We start from the raw sequence: 15461 nt of genomic DNA, 5'->3' as shown, positions 1-15461 counted from the left end.
CGGTCAGCGTGGTGTCCTTCGCACGTTCACCATCGCTTACCGGCGGGGCCCTCCGGCCGGCTCATTCAATCGCGAGGCGGGGACTTTTCGTGGCCACCACTGGGGACTTTAACTTGGCCACGGACACTTCCGGTGCATGAGACAGTTCAGAGAGCCCGCAAGAGACCGGCTACCTCGCCGGTCACGCCTGATTTCCTGTCATGTAACCCTGGCGTACCTCCCATGTAACCGAGAAGTACCTGGTGATTGCTAGGTTGACGGCATGGATGGTGGCCAGCCGCGGCGAGCGGGGGATCTCGACGAGACGAGCACGACGCACACCGTCGCGCCGGCCGTCTTGCGGGCCACCGCCGCCACGGCCGAAAAGCGCTGCCTGAGTCATGGCACAGCGCCGCGTGCAATCAGCGTCGCGCGGCGACCTGTCTGGCGTGACGCGGAGCGGGCCGCAGCCGGGCTCACCCAGGCCGAGCGCGACACCCTGACGACCCTGATCCGCGTGCCATTCGCCACCGTCACGCTGCTCGAGCAGCTGGGCGGACTTTGTGGTGGAGCAGCCGTCTACCGTCGGCTCGCTCGGCTGCGTGCTGCCGGGCTGGTCGGCGAGGTTCGTCCGTTGATCCAGCCGCGATACAGCCCGGCCCTCCTCTACATCACCGACCTCGGGTTGGCCACCGTCGCGGTCGGCGACCGGCGCGATCCGGTCGAGATTGCCCGGCGATTTCGGGCCCGTGGATCCGACCTACTGGGTCGGTTACCGGGCCTGCCGACGCTCCTGGCGAGCTATCACCTGCTCGGCGCGCTCGCGAGGGCCGGACCTGGATGGCCACGCCTGCTCAGCTGGGAGCAACCGTGCCGTCGCTGCTTTCAACGCCCCACCGCGAAGGCACCGTCCAGGCTGGAGCTGCCGGCGCACGCCTCGCTTGCGTGGGATGACCAGGGTGCAAGCTACCTGCTCATCCCCGATCTCGGCACGTCCCACCTGCGGATCTATCGGCCGATGCTGCATCAGCTCCATGCGCTTCGACGGGCCGTCGGCGACGCCTCGCGGCTCGTCATCGCCACCGACAGCCGGCGGGCAGGAGCCTGGGAGGCGCTTCTCGAGGACATCGCCAGGAGCCGGCGAGATGCGCCGCTCAGAGCCTGGATCGCGCGGTGGACGACGCTCGACCCCGACCTGGAGAAGCTGTTCGACGTCGAGAAGCTCAAGCCTGCCTCATCCGTCGACTCTGCGGAGCTGCCCCAGACGCCTCGCCTGGTGGTCCGCAGCCCCGACGCCGCAATCCCACGGCCGGTCGGGGACCTGGCCACGAACGTGGCCCGACCTCGAACGCTGGCGGCTCGACTCGGGCGTCTGGCGCTCGATCTCATGCCGTCTGATGCGAAGATGCTCGATGTGGTGAGTCGCCATCCGTTCCTGCCACTCCACGGCGTCGCAACCACGCTCGGCTGGTCGACGAGCCGCACGCGTCAGCGGCGTGATGACCTGATTCGTCGGGGACTGGCGCGCCTGCTCCCCGCCAACACCAGTCGTGGCGTGACCCTCGAACTGGCGGAGCTGACGGTTGATGGCCTGCGGCTCGCAGCATCCCGCCTCGGCTTCCCGCTCAGCGTCGCGGTCGAGGTGGAGGGGCTCGCCGGCGGCGGACCCGCCGAGCCGATCGGGGACCGCCAGAGCCTGGTCAAGAACCTGACCCACACGCTCGGGGCGAACGCCGTCTTCACCCATCTGCAGAGCTCTGCCGCTCGCGGCATCACACAGGGTGGCGACGACCTTGTCCTGTGGGACGGCCCGGGCGCCTGCGGTCGCGGACGCGTACGCCCCGATGGGCACGGAGTCTATCGACGCGGAGGCCAGCTGTGTCACTTCTTCCTGGAGTACGACCGCGGCACGTCCGGCGGTCGTCGCCTCGTGCGGAAGCTCAACGCCTACTACGAGTACCTGGAGACCGGGCGCTTCAGACGCGACTATCCGTACTTCCCGATCGTGCTGGTCGTCACGACGAGTAACGCCGCCGAGCGGCGCTTCGCCAGGGCAGCGCGAGCGGCCTCGGTCGGACGGTACACGCGGTTACCGCTGCTCCTCACGGCGACCTGGCGCATCTTCGACGATCCCAACAACCCTGACGGTCTGCTCGGCCCGATCTGGCGCGAGCCCGACGCGCCGTTCGACCGGCGGCGCCGTTGGATCGAGAACACCCCCGCACAGACGGGCGGCGAGCGTCGGTCCGAGGTCGATCGTTGAAGTCGTCCACCGCCAGACGGTCAGGACCGCTCGCGAACTCATGCTGGCTCACCAGGAGTGGCGGATCGCTCCGCAATCCAGTCATGTCCGCAGGAATTGGCCCCTCGGTCGCCTGATGCATCGGCCGGTAGCCGGGAAGTAGCTCGCAAGTAACTCTGGTGAAATCGTCCATCGGTACCGTGAGACACAGGACGTAACGCTCAGGCCAGTACGGCACGCCGGTCGGCAGACATTCCAGGCGGCCGTCGCCACCGTGCGGTCGAGCGGCGCCCAAACCCCGGGAGGTTGGGATCGATGTCGTCCCGATTCACCTACTCCAACGGCGCCGACCACGATCTCGACCTGCTCCACGACAGTGTCGCACCAGGTCCAGTCGAGCGGTCAGGCAACCGGCACACCGCTCACGGACAGGAAGGCCGCGTCACCAATGAACGGCGGTCCGTCTCGACGGCCGCCGCTCGCTCACCGGCGACTGCGAGCAGCGAAGGGAGGCGTTCGACACCTCCGGCGGAATGTGGTGAAATGAGGGCGGACCGGGCGGTCCAGACTCGAAAGCAGGAGGAGATGCGCCATCCGCCAACCGTCTGGGTTGAACACGAGTACGCTGAGGAGTCGCTCGATCGGCTGCGCCGCGACTACGTGGACTACCTGCGAGGCCGGGCTCAGCCGACCTCACCCGACACCGTGATCAAGTACAACGCCTCGCTACTCGCCTTCATCCGCTTTCTCGACCGGCAGGGCGAGGAGCAGGTGCTGGGTTCGGTCACGCCGGGCCTGGTCAACGCCTGGGTGAACGAGCAGCGAACCATCGGCCGGTCCGAGGACGGCATCGCCAGCCGCCTCGGGTCGCTCAAGGTCTTCAGCTCCAAGTACATCTACAAGCACCTGGAGCTGACAACCCGTGATCTCCTCATGAAAGTGCCACGCATCACCCCGCCGGAGAAGCCGGCCGAGATCTTGACCGAGCGGGAGATCGAGCAGGTGCTCGCCAGCTACGATCGGCCGACATATGAGGACATCCGCGATCGGGCGCTGGTCGGGACGTACATCGCCACGGGCCTGCGCTTCCGCGAGGTGTTGGAGCTGCCCTTCGACGGCCTCGATCGCGTCAGCGGCGAGCTGCGGTTCATCCGTGGCAAGGGGAACAAGGAGCGTATGGCGCGCCTGTCCCCGGCGGCTCTCAAGTACGTGAAGGAGTATCTGCGGCTGCGGCCCGGCATCGGCCTGTCCGACCAGTTCTGGCTCCAGGCCGACGGCAGGCCGCTCCACTACTGGGGCGGCCAGTCGATCATGCGGCGGCTGCGGGCGCGGAGTGGGATCGCTCGCCTGCACTGGCATCTCTTCCGCCACGGGTTCGCCCAGACGGCTCTTGTCAAGGGCGCGCCAGCGGCGCTGGTGCAGGAGATGCTCGGGCACTCGACGAACGTCATGACCCGCCGCTACCTCGGGCGGGCCCGCCAGACCGAGGCGGCGCGGCAGATGCCGAATTTCTCGCCGATCTGAGGGAGAGAAAAACCTTTGCCCCACCCTCCGAAAAGTTCTTGCTTCGTCTGAGCAAAGGTACTTTTCGAAGCCAAGGGATTGAGCCAGTTCCTATCTGGTGGGTGAGGGCGCAGGGATTCGAACCCTGAACCTTGGGCTTAAAAGGCCCCTGCTCTGCCGTTGAGCTACGCCCCCTGATCCTGCCGGATTGTAGCAGGACCGTCAGGATTGCCGGACGCTGCTCGACAGAACACCCCCTCGCGCTCCACGGCAGATCGTTCCGAACATGAGTAGTGCATGAAAACGTGACCGGAATGTCAGTATTCCTGTGGAGCGCACCGACACGGATGGCATACTGAGAGCCGAGGGGCAAGCGCCATCGCCAGGGGCTGAGCGGGCGCTCGACGCCCTGTGGCGCACGCCCTCGATACTACGGCCGTCCGTCACACTCAGCCGAGTCTGACCCGCGCAGGCGGCCAGAAGGCGATCATCAAGCCACCATGAACCGAGACTCCGACGAGTACCCGAGCGGCGCACGTCGCCCGTCGCGATCCGGGCCGGGCGGAGCGCAGGGCGCGTCACGCGGCGGGTTTCAGCCGACCGACGACGAGAGGGCTGGTCACACCTCACAGCAAGGGTGGTCAGGACGGCCCGGCCAGCATGATGCACCGTTTGGCGGCTACCCGTTCGGCAACGAGAACCAGGGTCGCCAGCGTCGCGGACCGGGGTCCTTCTTCACCGGCGGGCCCCGCTTTCTGGGGTTGCCCGTCAACCTGATCTACACGCTCGGCGCGATGCTGATCGGCATCGTCTTCATCGGGGCAGTCTGCGGACGCCCCACGGCGACCGGGTCGGTCGCGGGGCAGGTCAAGGGCCTCAACGCCGACCGCACGCTCGTGACTCTGGCCAGCGCCACGCTGACCCTGCGCGGGAACGGCCAGACCCTGACGACCACGTCGACGGAAGTACCGGCCGACGCCGCCGGCGAGGCCGCCTACAACTATCGCTTCGAGAACGTGCCGCGCGGATCGTACTCGCTGTCGGTGACGCCGCCGGCCGGCAGCACGTTCCAGGCCGAAGAGAACATCACCTTCGACGTTCAGGGCGGGCAGCTCTTCCCGCAGAGCGTCATGCTGCTCGCCCAGGGGATGCAGAAGCCGCGCCCGCTGAACGCCAACGAGCTGAATTCTGGCGAAACGGCCGGCTACATCAACGAACGCGGCGAGCGTGTCGTCTCTCACCAGGGCAGCGGCTTCGACGCCAGCGACGCGCTGCTGATGTACCTGCTCTGGCGCAACCCGCCGATGTGGGGCTACTCGTCCCCGCCGGTCATCATCAGCAGTCCGAGCAACGCTCCATCCTCAAGTTACCGTGTCTCGGATCCGCCGTCTTCGAGCCGCAGCGGCCAGACCGTCACCCAGCAAAAGCCGACCACACCCGGCCAGGGCTCGACCCGTCCCAGTGGTTCGACCGGCGTGACCGGAGCCGGCCCGAACACCAGCAGCGGCAGCAGCTCCAGTTCGCGGCCATCGGACGCCGTCGCACCATCGCAGGGCCAGCCGTCGACAGCACCCGGCAGCAGCGGCGCGAATACCTCAACGCAGCCGCGCACCTCGACCGGCACCGGTTCGAGCAGCAGCGGCAGCCAGACTACCACCAGACCAAGCGTCCCATCCCAGGGCTCGACGCGCCCATCCTCGTCCGGCTCGTCGCCCAGCCGGTCCAGCGGCTCGAGCGGCGGCGGCAGGCGCTGATGGACAACACTACGCTCGGGCTCCACCTCACGCACCTACAGCGTTGGCGGCCGACCGCGTCCTTGGTGACGCTCGTCGGCACGCCCCGCTGGCCCACGCATCAATCTGGCGCACTCGGAGGAGGCGGATGAACGCCGGAACCCTCGTCTTCCTGGTCGTCCTCGTCGCCATCATTGGCATCGTCATCTACCTGGCGACCAGCCAGTCGGAGCTTCCAAGCCGTATCCGACGGGTGATCAAATTGAACATGAACAGCGGCAAGAACGACGAGGCCGGTGGGCGTGGACCGCGCCCCCAGGCCCGCTGGAGCATGGACCCCGACCAGACGAACGAGGCCCGCGAGATCGAGCGGGTCACCGGCGTCATCCGTTCGGGCGAGGCGTTCACCATCGCCACCAGCGATCCCTCGTTCTGGGGCGCGCGCGGCTTCGACATCGAAGGGCTCATCGTCCAGGTGGGCGAAGTCCAGACGGTCGACGTGGCCGGCAACTTCCAGTTCCGCTACTGCACCGTCGAAGGCGGCGGCTCGAGCGCCAACACCATCGTCATCGAGGGAGACTCGCCGACCGCCGCCGTCGCGTACCTCGGGCGCGCGCTGATGCCCGACGATCCGGTCGGCGACTTCCGGGCCGGGCAGATCATCGAGCAGCTGCGGCAGGAGCGGATCCGGTACAAGGAGAGCGGGGCCGGCGAGCTGCCGATCCACCTGCCGCCCTACGAGGACGGCGCCATCATCGCCGCCCGCTACGAGGGCCGCCTCGCACTGCTCGAATCGGAGCCGGGCAAGGGGTATCTGCCGGTCAGCGCCGCCAACCCGAACGGCGTCAACTACTCCGACATGACGGTGCGCCTCGACCCCAGCGGGTGGCTCGTGCGAATGGTCGAGGTCGGCGCGTACGTCTTCCTGCTCGAGATCGAGCCGATCAAGCTCAGCGACCTCACGGTTCACCACATCTGACGCCGCGCCCGAACGCTGGAGTCGGTGAGGTGCAGGGGCCGTCGGCGATGGCGACGCCGCCCGTCGCCACGCCAGCCCGCCCACGCCAAGGCTGGCGCAGGGCGCTTGCGCGGGGCGTCGTCGCGGCCGGTCCCATCGTCTACTTCGCCGGGCTGCTCGTCTGGCAGGTGCGCGCTGACTGGCCGGTCTGGCGCGAGCCGCGCATCGACCTCGAAACGGCGCTGGCCGTCGTCGCGGCGGCGTACATCGGCCTCCAGCTTGCGACCTACTGGCGCAAGCCGCCGCCGCTCGCCAGCCGCCACGATTGGCGGGCGGTGCTTGCCACGGCGCTCGCCATCGACGCGCTCGGGCTGAGCGTGGGACAGCCGGTCACCCAGCCGGATGCGCTGGCCCCGGCGCTCGGACTCAGCCTCGCCGGCACGGCGTTAGCGTTCTGGAGCGTCATCCACCTCGGACGGAGTTTCAGCCTCCTGCCGCAGGCGCGCCAGCTCGTGACGACCGGCCCCTACCGCTACGTGCGCCACCCGATCTACCTCGGCGGCGTCCTGATCACGCTTGGCGAGATCTGGCTCCGATTCTCACCCACTGTCGTGGCGCTGAACCTGCTGTTTGTCACGGCGCAGATCGTCCGGCTGCGCTACGAGGAGTCGCTGCTGTCAGCGGCGTTTCCCGAGTACGATGCGTACCGCGCGCGCACCTCGGCGCTGATCCCCGGACTGCCCTGGCCCTGACGCTGGCACGACCCCGCCGTTCCTATCATCTCGCTGACACCCTCCGACCGGCCCAACCGAGGCCTACCGTACGCACCAGGGGAGCACACATCGCATGGACGTCTGGATCAACGACCTGCTCTACACGACCGGCATGGTGCTCTTCGGAGCGGCCGTCTCGCTGATACTCTCGGTTGTGTCGTCGATGCTGATCCTGAAAGAGAGCTGGCCGAGCATCCGGCGGCAAGTCGTCGAGCAGGACAGCGCCAGCTACGGCGTGCTGACCGGAGCGTTGTTCGCGGCTGTGTGCGCGCTGGTCGGCGTGGCGAATCGGCAGAGCATCACGCCCGTGTGGGATCCGACGCTGGCCGAGCGCGTCACGTTCATGTTGGCCTGGGTCATCTACGGGCAGATCGTCTCGTTCGTGCTGCTGTACGCCGTCAACTGGCTGCTGTTCGGCCTGACGCCCGCCCGCCTGCTCGAAGAGCTGCGGCGCGACCACAACACCAGCGTCGCCGCCGTCTCCGGCCTGACCTACCTGGGCGTGTCGCTGCTGGTCGTCTTCCGGATCTTCTGAGAAGCACAACCGTACGCCCTGCGTCGGAGCCGACTGCGCTCTCGCCGCAGGCAGCTCCGTCCACAACACGCTCCTGGTGACGCACGGGAGACGTAGCGCGGGGCCCGTCTCCCGTTTCTTCATCAGAAGGACGCGCAGGGCGATTGTATGATGAACGGCACCAGCGGCCGTGTCGGGGCTTCTTGAAGACTGACGAAATAGCCGCGTATTTCGTCCGACACGCTGGAGGCCCTCACCCCGGCCTCTCTCCGATGCGGAGAGGGGAGATACACAGGCCTCAGATGGACTCCCCCTCTCCCGCGCACAGGCCCGGTGGCCTGACTGGGCTGGGGGTGATGGCCTCCAACCTGACGGACGATGACCGGGCGCGGGTGAGGGGCGCAGGCGCTACCGAGGAACCCCGAGCGCCATCCGCAGCCGGTCCAGCCCCAGCCTGATCCGGCCCTTGACGGTCCCCATCGGCAGGCTCAGCTTCGCGGCGATCTCGGTGTGGCTCAGGCCCGAGCTGTAGGCCAGCTCGATCACCACGCGCTGCTCGGGCGGCAGCCGGTGCAACGCTTCCGCCACGCGCTCGGCATCGACGTTCAACGCGGCCTGCAGCGGCACGTCCGTCGAGTCGGGTGGATCCACGCGCTCGTCGAGTGGCTGGACCGGCCGCCGCTGCCGCGCCCGGACCACGTCGATGGCGCGGTTCCTCACCAGGGTCAGCACCCAGGTTTTCGCTGAGCCGCGCGTCGCGTCGAAAGTGTGACGCATCCGCCAGACGGCCAGGAACGCCTCCTGCACGACCTCTTCGGCCTCGGCTACATTGCCGAGCACGCGCACGGCGATGCCGAGCGCCTGGCGATGGTACTCCTCGTACACCGCCTCCAGCGTCCCGAGCTCCGTCCCTGGCTGCTCAGTTGCGGGAATGGTCGTCACCGGCGTTCCGATCCTCTGGCGATCCGGCATCCGTGCCGGCGGCGTGGCATCCTGACCCTGTCCGGTGAGTCGTGCGCGCCGTCTGCTCACACGGCTCGATCACAGCGGCACGTCCCCGATGACGAACGGTCGCACCGAGGGGACCGTCGCACCCGGCCCCGGTTCGAGCGTCACGGCCACGCGCGTGCCGCGCACCTCGCGCCCGAGCACCAGCGCCCCGTTGCCGCTGCTGCTGGACCCGACCGCCACCGGCTGCGCGTTCGGCCGAATCACCCAGGCCTGATAGACCCGCCCGTCGCTCAGGTTCTCGAAGCCGGCCAGCTGAATGACGCCCTCGCCATCTGGCCGCACCAGCACGTTCGCCTGGCCGCCAGTTGCGTGGTTCTCCAGCGCAACGGTGGCGACCGGCTGCACTGCCGCGATCTGCCGACTCAGCACCGCCGCTCCAGCCAGCAATGCCAGCAGGATGGCTGCGAGTGGCAGCAGCCACGCCAGACGCGCGGTCTCGGCGCGGCGGCCCCGAAAGGGCACGCGTGCGACCGCATCGTCGTGCGCTTCGGCGGCCAGCTCCTCAGCCGCGCGGGCCAGCAGCCGCTCCTTGAATCCGTCCGACGCCTCGACCGCGGGCGCGGTCAGGCTGAGGGCAGAGACGATCTCCAGATCGCCGTCGACGACCTCGGCGCAGCGCCCGCAGCCGTCCAGGTGCCGTTCAAAGCGCGCGAGATCGGCCCCGTCCAGCGCCCCGAACGCATACAGGCCAGCCAGACTCTCGGCGTCCGATGTGTGATCCGCCGCCGGCTGTCCGTAGATTCGCGTGTCGGTGCTGCGCTCCACGATCCCGCTCCCGCCCCACCTGATGCTACACCATCGTCGCGGACGCTCGCTTCGGACATCCGCACCGCCCCAGGGCGATTGCATGTTGATGTCGTTGTGCCGCCGCGTCGGGGCTTTCAAGCCCCGACTGCGCGCCTCGTCGCGCTTCGGGAACACCAGCGAACATGCAATCGCCCTGCGCACCGCCCCCGAGATGGCAACACGGACTCCCTGCGCTCATCACACCGCTGCCGACCCGCGCGGGCCAGGGCGAGGGAGGGAACACCCTGGGGATCTGGCATCGCGGGGCGATGAGCGCCGGAGTCCGTGCTGCCGCTCACGTCCGGGGGGTTCGGGCGCGAGCGGCCGACCTGCCTCGCTCCCCCGAGCGAGGCAGGCCTGTCAGCGCGATGTACCCCCGACGATCCGCATCAGCCTGTCACGACCACTGTACCCATCATCGAGCCGTGCCGCGAGCAGACGTAGGTGTAGGCGCCCGGCGCGTCGAAGGTGTGGGCGTACGTGCCACCCTGGGTGAACAGGCCCGAGTCAAACGAACCGTCCGACGCCGTGACGCTGTGCTGGATGGCATCCTGGTTCGTCCAGGTGACGGTCGTCCCGACCGGCACCTCCAGCTGCTTCGGCGCGAAGGCGAACTGCTTGATGTCCGCCGCCTGCCCCGGCTGCTGCATGGACGCGCCCATCGGCGCGGTCGTCATCGACTGGCCGGCCGGCATCATATGGCCGGAGTTCGCCGGCATCGGCTCGGAGGCCATGCTGTTGAACGTGTCGGGGAATTTGACTGCCGTGGCCTCAGCCAGTGGGTCGGCGATCATGCTCATGTGATGGCCGGCCATCCGAATCGCCGTGAACTGCGCCTTCGCGTCGCCGGCCGCCTGGGCGTCGATGACGTCCTTGAGCGTCAGCACATGATCCTTGACCAGCCCGGCCACAGCATCCTTCGGCAGGTTTTCGTTGGCGCTGCTCAGGAACGCCCCGAAGTCGGCCGTGTAGCCCACGAGGTCGTTGACGGCCTTCGTCTGCTTCGCGTCGTCCTTCGTGGCCTTGCCCACGGTGTAGTCGACCACCATGCCGATGTGCGAGCGCCACAGGGGCAGGAACGCGGCCTCGGCCTCCGGGCCGTACGCCGAGCCAATCGCCTTCGAGAGATCGACGGAGTTGGCGTCCAGTTGGGCCGCCGCTGCCTTGAACTGGGCCTCGCGGTTTCCGAGTGCGCCGCCGGTGGCGCTTGCCGCCAGGAACACGTGCTCGGCCAGCAGGTAGTTGAGGGTCACCCGCAGGCTCGAGGCCGGCGTGATGGCCTGACCCCCGAACTTGTCAGGGAACTTCTTCGCCGTGGCGTCCGCGACCGGGTCGGCCACCATCTGCATGTGCGCCATCGCCGTGCGCAGCGTCTCGTAGACCTTGTCCTGGTTGCCCTCGGCCTGCGCGTCGATGACGTCCTTCAGGGTCAGGACGTGATCCTTGACGAGCATCGCCACGGTGTCCTTCGGCAGGTTCTCGTTGGCGCTGCTCAGGAACGCGCCGAAATCCTGGGTGTACTGGACGAGGTCGTTGACGGCCTTCTGCTGCTTCGCCTCGTCCTTCGTGGCCTTGCCCTGGGTGTACTCGACCACCATGCCGATGTGCGCTCGCCAGAGCGGCAGGAAGGCGGCCTCAGCGTCCGGGCCATACGCCAGTCCGATGGCCTTCGAGATGTCGACCGAGTTGGCGTCGAGTGCTGCCGCGGCCGCCTCGAACTCGGCCGGGCGGTTGCCGATGGCCCCGCTGGTGGCCCGTGCCGCGAGGTACACATGCTCGGCAAACAGGTTGTTCAGGGTGACGCGCAGGCCAGCGGCCGGAGCGTCGGTCATGCCGTAGAACGCGGCAGGCGCATGGACGCCGTGTGCGCCCGACCCGGCGAAGCGGACGACGTTGGAGGTGGTCGTCGGGGCGGCCGGGTTGGCGAGCGCCCAGCCCCATGAGGCCGACGAGACGGATACGGCGAGCGCGCCAGCGGCGGCCAGCCGCAGCATGGCGCGGCGGTCGAGACTCCACGCGCGGAACAGACCGGTGACCCGAAGGCGTGGTGTGTGGTGCATCGTTGGAAACCCCCTGTCTCCTGACCTGCCGCCCAATGCGACAGGCTCGATGAGAGGGGTACGCCAGCGGATCGAGGTCGGATCACACGAATCTGAGGATTCGCCGTCCTCCTGGTCTGGACGGCTCCAGCTACGCCAGCAGCTGTCGTCGGTCGTCCGGAGCGATGACCTCGCGGCTCCTGATCGCCGCGAAAATCCGCTGGCGGAACCGCATGTCGCCGATCAGCACCGCGCCCACGCACCGCCCTTCCAGGAAGAAGAGACGCTGGTAGCTGCGACTCTGGGCGTTCAGGTGCTCGAACGATTCGAGGTTCGCCCCGCTGTCGGGCGTCAGTCCGATGACGCGGATGTACGAGTTGAACAGCGTGCTGGAGTACATCGGGATGTCTTCGTAGACGGTCCGTTGCCCCAGCATGTTCAGGGCCGCCGCCTTGCCATGCCCGATGGAGTTGCCCCAGGTCCCCAGGATGTTGTGCTGGTCGATGGTCACGTCGAAGAATTCGGCGATGTCCCCGGCCGCGTAGACGTTCGGGACGCCGGTCTCCAAATACTCGTTGGTGACGACGCCGCTGCGAATCCCGGCCGGCAGGTCATTGAACAGCTCGACGTTCAGGCGCACGCCGAGGCCTGCCCCGATCATGTCCACGCCGAACCGCTGCCCATTCGAGTCGGTGATGGCCTTCACCAGGCCGTTGTCGCGCTCGCACGATTCGATGGTCGAGTTGTAGACCATCGTGACGCCGTGATCCTTCGCGATGTCGTCCACCAGCGCGCCGCCCTCAGGATCGAGGATGCGACGCAGGAAGTGCGGCCCACGGTGCAGCCAGAAGACCTCCAGGCCGGCCTCGCGGAACCCCTCAGCCAGCTCGTAGGCGATGTAGCTGCCGCCCGTGACGGCCGCCGACTTCGAGCGACTCATCGCGTCGAGGATCGCCTCGGCGTCGTCGAAGTACTGGAAGTTGAAGACGTTTTTTGCGCCCTCAGCGCCGGGCGCCCGCAGGTGGTTCGGCCGCCCACCGGTCGCCACCAGGAGCGCATCGTACGGGAGCTCCTTGCCATCCGTGAGGAGGACCGTCTGCTCGTCGGCGTTGACCTTGGCGACGCGAGTCTCAAGGCGCAGGTCGATCCCGCGCTGCACGTGCTGCTCGACGGTCCGCAGAAAGACCTTTTGCCGGGTGGCTTTTCCCTTGATGTAGGGTGGCAGCGCCACGCGGTTGTACAGCGGCCACCGCTCATCGCCGAGCAGGATGATCTCGCAGTCTGCGTCGTTCTTGCGTAGGGTCTCGGCGCAGGTCGTGCCCGCCACGCCGTTGCCGACGATGACGAACCGCTTCGGTCTCTCCGCCACTTGCCCCCTCCGGAACCGCTGAGCGGCACACATGGGACGGGACCACCGTCGCCAATTCTGGCTGCCTACGGTGGCCCCTCCGTCAGCATTATAGCGGGCCGTACACCCCGATCCGGGCCCCGCGCTAGCGCTTCAGCCCGAGCAAGTACTCCTGAAGCTCTGACGGCTCAGGCGGGATCGCCCTGCCGCCAATCGGCATAGTCCCGAGTGGTCCCTCGAGCGGGAAGCTCGCGGCGTACGGCGACTGGTACTGGATCATGATGGCGAAGCGCGGCTTGCCGGCCTCGCGGCTTCCCATATGGAAGCACCGGCAGGTGTCGAGGAACGCCATCGTGCCGGCCTCACCGGTACACTGCACGATGTGTTCCTTTCCGCCGTACCGCTCGACGACGTCGTCGGGCACGCGCCCCTTACGGTAGGTGATGGCGCCGCGGACCAGCCCCGAGCGGTCGGCCGGCAGGGCGGTGGTCGGCCCGGTGTCCTCGTCTACGTCCTCCACGAAGATGAAGATCTTCGCCATGATCACGTCTTCGGGGTCGAGGTGGTAGAACTGGGACGACGCCTCAATGGTCTGGTTGTTGGGCGAGTAGAGGATGTTGATCCGGTAGAGCAGCGGCAGCATCCCCATGTAGTTGGAGATGACCCGCAGCACTTCGGGATGCATCGCCAGCCGGTTGATCGCGGACTCGTATGAGCGGTCCGGCCGCGCGACGCCCTCCAGGCTGTCCTTCTCACGCTTCGAGTGGGCCGTGCCCGGGGTGTAGGCGGCGAACGCCTGCCGGGCCTCGGCGATGGCCTCGTCGAGCAGCGCGAAGCCCTCCGGCCGGGCGGCCATGATCCCCTTCTCGTAGGGGATCTCCGGCAGGTGCAGCCCGCCCTGGGCCACGTCCGGATGGGCCGCTGCTACGCCGGCCAGCTCATCCTTCAGGCGGACGCGCGCATCGTAGCCGGCCCGATTCTTCGCGATGGCCGCGTTGAAGAAGGCCGTCCGTTCCTTCTCATTGCCGTCCTGGAAGATCGCTTCCGGTGTCAGCGTGCCCGGCACTCCGGCTGCGCGAGCGTACCGAAGCGCTCGCTTCTTGATCGCGGTCAGTACCGCCATGGGATCTTCCCTCCCTCTCCAGAACGGTCGCCGCGCAGACGCCAGATTGCACCGTGCACGACAGGCTCGGATGAGACAGGCTCGGATGATAGGCGATTGCCGCGCGGCGCCGCCCGGTATATCGTTCCGTGACGGGCTGGCGCTGGCGTTCTCCGCCTGCTCGGGCCGCCAGCCACTCGCCAAGGAGCAGCCATGACAGCCGCACAGCCTGATGCTCGGCCCCTGGTCACCTACTTCGGCAGCAGCAGCCGGGGCCGGGGCATCTTCATCGCCACCCTCGACACCGAGACTGGCGTCCTGACCGACATCGGTGGCAACGACATCCCGGGTCGCGGGTGGCTCGCGCTCAGCCCTGACGAGCGGTTCCTGTACGCCGCCGTCGACGGCGACGCTATCGCGGCGTTCGCCGTTGATGCTGCCTCAGGGCAACTGACGCCACTGAACAGCTCGCCGACGGGCACCAGCAGCGTGTCGCACATCAGCGTCGATCCGAGCGGGAAGTACGTCGTCGGGGCCAGCTACTCGGGCGGTGCGGTCTGTGTCGTCTCGATCGACGAGGACGGCAGCCTGGGTGCGCCGACCGACGTCCGCAAGCACGAGGGCGAGGTGCCCGGTCCCCATCCAGACCAGACCCAGGCGAAGGCGCACCAGTGCCCGTTCGACCTGTCCGGCAAGTGGGTCGTGGTGAACGATCTCGGCCTCGACCGCACCTACGTCTACAGCCTGGATACCGCGAACGGCACGCTGACGCCGAACGATCCACCGTACATCCAGTTCGCACGGGGGCGGGGTCCGCGCCACATCGCCTTCCACCCGAGCAACCGGTTCGCCTACGTCATCAACGAGCTGAGCGCCGAGATGACGGCCCTCGCCTGGGACGCCGAGCGCGGCGTGTTCGAGGAGCTGCACACCGAGTCGACCCTGCCGCCCGGCTGGACCGGCCGGAAGTGGACGGCCCAGGTGATCGTTCATCCGAGCGGGAAGTGGGTCTACGGGTCGAATCGCGGCTCCGGCACCATGTCAGACGATATCGTGATCTTCGCCATCGATCAGGCGACGGGCCGGATGACGCTGGCCGGCCACGCCCCGACGCTCGGGCAGGTCGCCCGCAACTTCAACATCGAGCCGGGTGGCCGGTTCCTGGTCTGCGTGCACCAGGACAGCGACAACGCGGTCGTGTTCAGCATCGACCAGGACACCGGCGCGCTGACGCCGACCGGACCGCAACTGACGTTCACCAACGCCGTCTGCACGATCTTCGCCCCGAGCGTCGGCTGACGGGGGACACGCGTACTCGTCATCCGGACCGTAGCGAGCCTGCGTCACTCTCCCACTCGTCATCCCGACCGCGGCGAGGCACGAGCGGAGCGGAGGGATCTTCCTCACACGCCCCCGAGGATCCCTCCACGCCATCTGGAGCGTCCGCACGCCGACTGTCGAGGCGACTCCCGA

General features: G+C 68.0%; 12 protein-coding genes and 1 tRNA gene. 7 read left to right on the top strand and 6 right to left on the bottom strand.

What is annotated here, in order from left to right; all coding sequences use genetic code 11:
• Nucleotides 1-262: 262 nt before the first annotated feature.
• Nucleotides 263-2242, top strand: coding sequence for a replication-relaxation family protein (locus IT306_18605; protein MCC7370441.1), 1980 nt, complete (start codon nucleotides 263-265; stop codon nucleotides 2240-2242).
• 564 nt (nucleotides 2243-2806) lie between these two features.
• A complete protein-coding gene (locus IT306_18600; GenBank protein MCC7370440.1) occupies nucleotides 2807-3745 on the top strand; it encodes a tyrosine-type recombinase/integrase in 939 nt (312 codons plus the stop codon).
• Between the two features lie 102 nt (nucleotides 3746-3847).
• Here the strand turns inward: IT306_18600 and IT306_18595 are convergent.
• A tRNA-Lys gene (locus IT306_18595) sits at nucleotides 3848-3919 on the bottom strand.
• Between the two features lie 305 nt (nucleotides 3920-4224).
• Here IT306_18595 and IT306_18590 point away from each other — a divergent pair.
• The 4 genes from IT306_18590 (at nucleotide 4225) to IT306_18575 (ending at nucleotide 7723) form a co-directional block, all read left to right on the top strand.
• Nucleotides 4225-5478 carry a hypothetical protein gene (locus tag IT306_18590; protein MCC7370439.1) on the top strand — a complete coding sequence of 418 codons (1254 nt, stop codon included), beginning with the start codon at nucleotides 4225-4227 and terminating at the stop codon, nucleotides 5476-5478.
• Between the two features lie 127 nt (nucleotides 5479-5605).
• Nucleotides 5606-6436, top strand: a complete 831-nt coding sequence (locus IT306_18585; protein MCC7370438.1) for a hypothetical protein — start codon at nucleotides 5606-5608, stop codon at nucleotides 6434-6436.
• 29 nt (nucleotides 6437-6465) lie between these two features.
• Complete coding sequence (locus IT306_18580) at nucleotides 6466-7167, top strand: isoprenylcysteine carboxylmethyltransferase family protein (GenBank protein ID MCC7370437.1); 702 nt, start codon at nucleotides 6466-6468, stop codon at nucleotides 7165-7167.
• Nucleotides 7168-7261: 94 nt separating this feature from the next.
• Nucleotides 7262-7723, top strand: a complete 462-nt coding sequence (locus IT306_18575) for a hypothetical protein (GenBank protein MCC7370436.1) — start codon at nucleotides 7262-7264, stop codon at nucleotides 7721-7723.
• 387 nt (nucleotides 7724-8110) lie between these two features.
• Here the strand turns inward: IT306_18575 and IT306_18570 are convergent, their stop codons facing one another.
• The 5 genes from IT306_18570 to IT306_18550 form a co-directional block, all read right to left on the bottom strand.
• Nucleotides 8111-8644 carry a sigma-70 family RNA polymerase sigma factor gene (locus tag IT306_18570; GenBank protein ID MCC7370435.1) on the bottom strand — a complete coding sequence of 178 codons (534 nt, stop codon included), beginning with the start codon at nucleotides 8642-8644 and terminating at the stop codon, nucleotides 8111-8113.
• Between the two features lie 99 nt (nucleotides 8645-8743).
• Entirely contained in the window at nucleotides 8744-9478 is a 735-nt protein-coding gene (locus IT306_18565; protein MCC7370434.1) for an anti-sigma factor, read from the bottom strand.
• Nucleotides 9479-9888: 410 nt separating this feature from the next.
• A complete protein-coding gene (locus IT306_18560) occupies nucleotides 9889-10233 on the bottom strand; it encodes a cupredoxin family copper-binding protein (GenBank protein MCC7370433.1) in 345 nt (114 codons plus the stop codon).
• 1456 nt (nucleotides 10234-11689) lie between these two features.
• Nucleotides 11690-12907 carry an NAD(P)/FAD-dependent oxidoreductase gene (locus tag IT306_18555; GenBank protein MCC7370432.1) on the bottom strand — a complete coding sequence of 406 codons (1218 nt, stop codon included), beginning with the start codon at nucleotides 12905-12907 and terminating at the stop codon, nucleotides 11690-11692.
• A 124-nt stretch (nucleotides 12908-13031) separates the two neighbouring features.
• A complete protein-coding gene (locus IT306_18550; GenBank protein ID MCC7370431.1) occupies nucleotides 13032-14009 on the bottom strand; it encodes a hypothetical protein in 978 nt (325 codons plus the stop codon).
• A gap of 192 nt (nucleotides 14010-14201) precedes the next feature.
• Between IT306_18550 and IT306_18545 the strand changes: the two genes are divergently transcribed.
• On the top strand, nucleotides 14202-15287 hold the full coding sequence (locus IT306_18545) for a lactonase family protein (protein MCC7370430.1): 1086 nt from the start codon (nucleotides 14202-14204) through the stop codon (nucleotides 15285-15287).
• The last annotated feature ends 174 nt before the right edge of the window (nucleotides 15288-15461 follow it).

It is taken from the genome of Chloroflexota bacterium, assembly GCA_020850535.1.
Taxonomy (GTDB): domain Bacteria; phylum Chloroflexota; class UBA6077; order UBA6077; family JACCZL01; genus JADZEM01.
The sequence above is the reverse complement of the archived record's forward strand: the minus strand, read 5'-3'. Positions and strand labels throughout refer to the sequence as shown.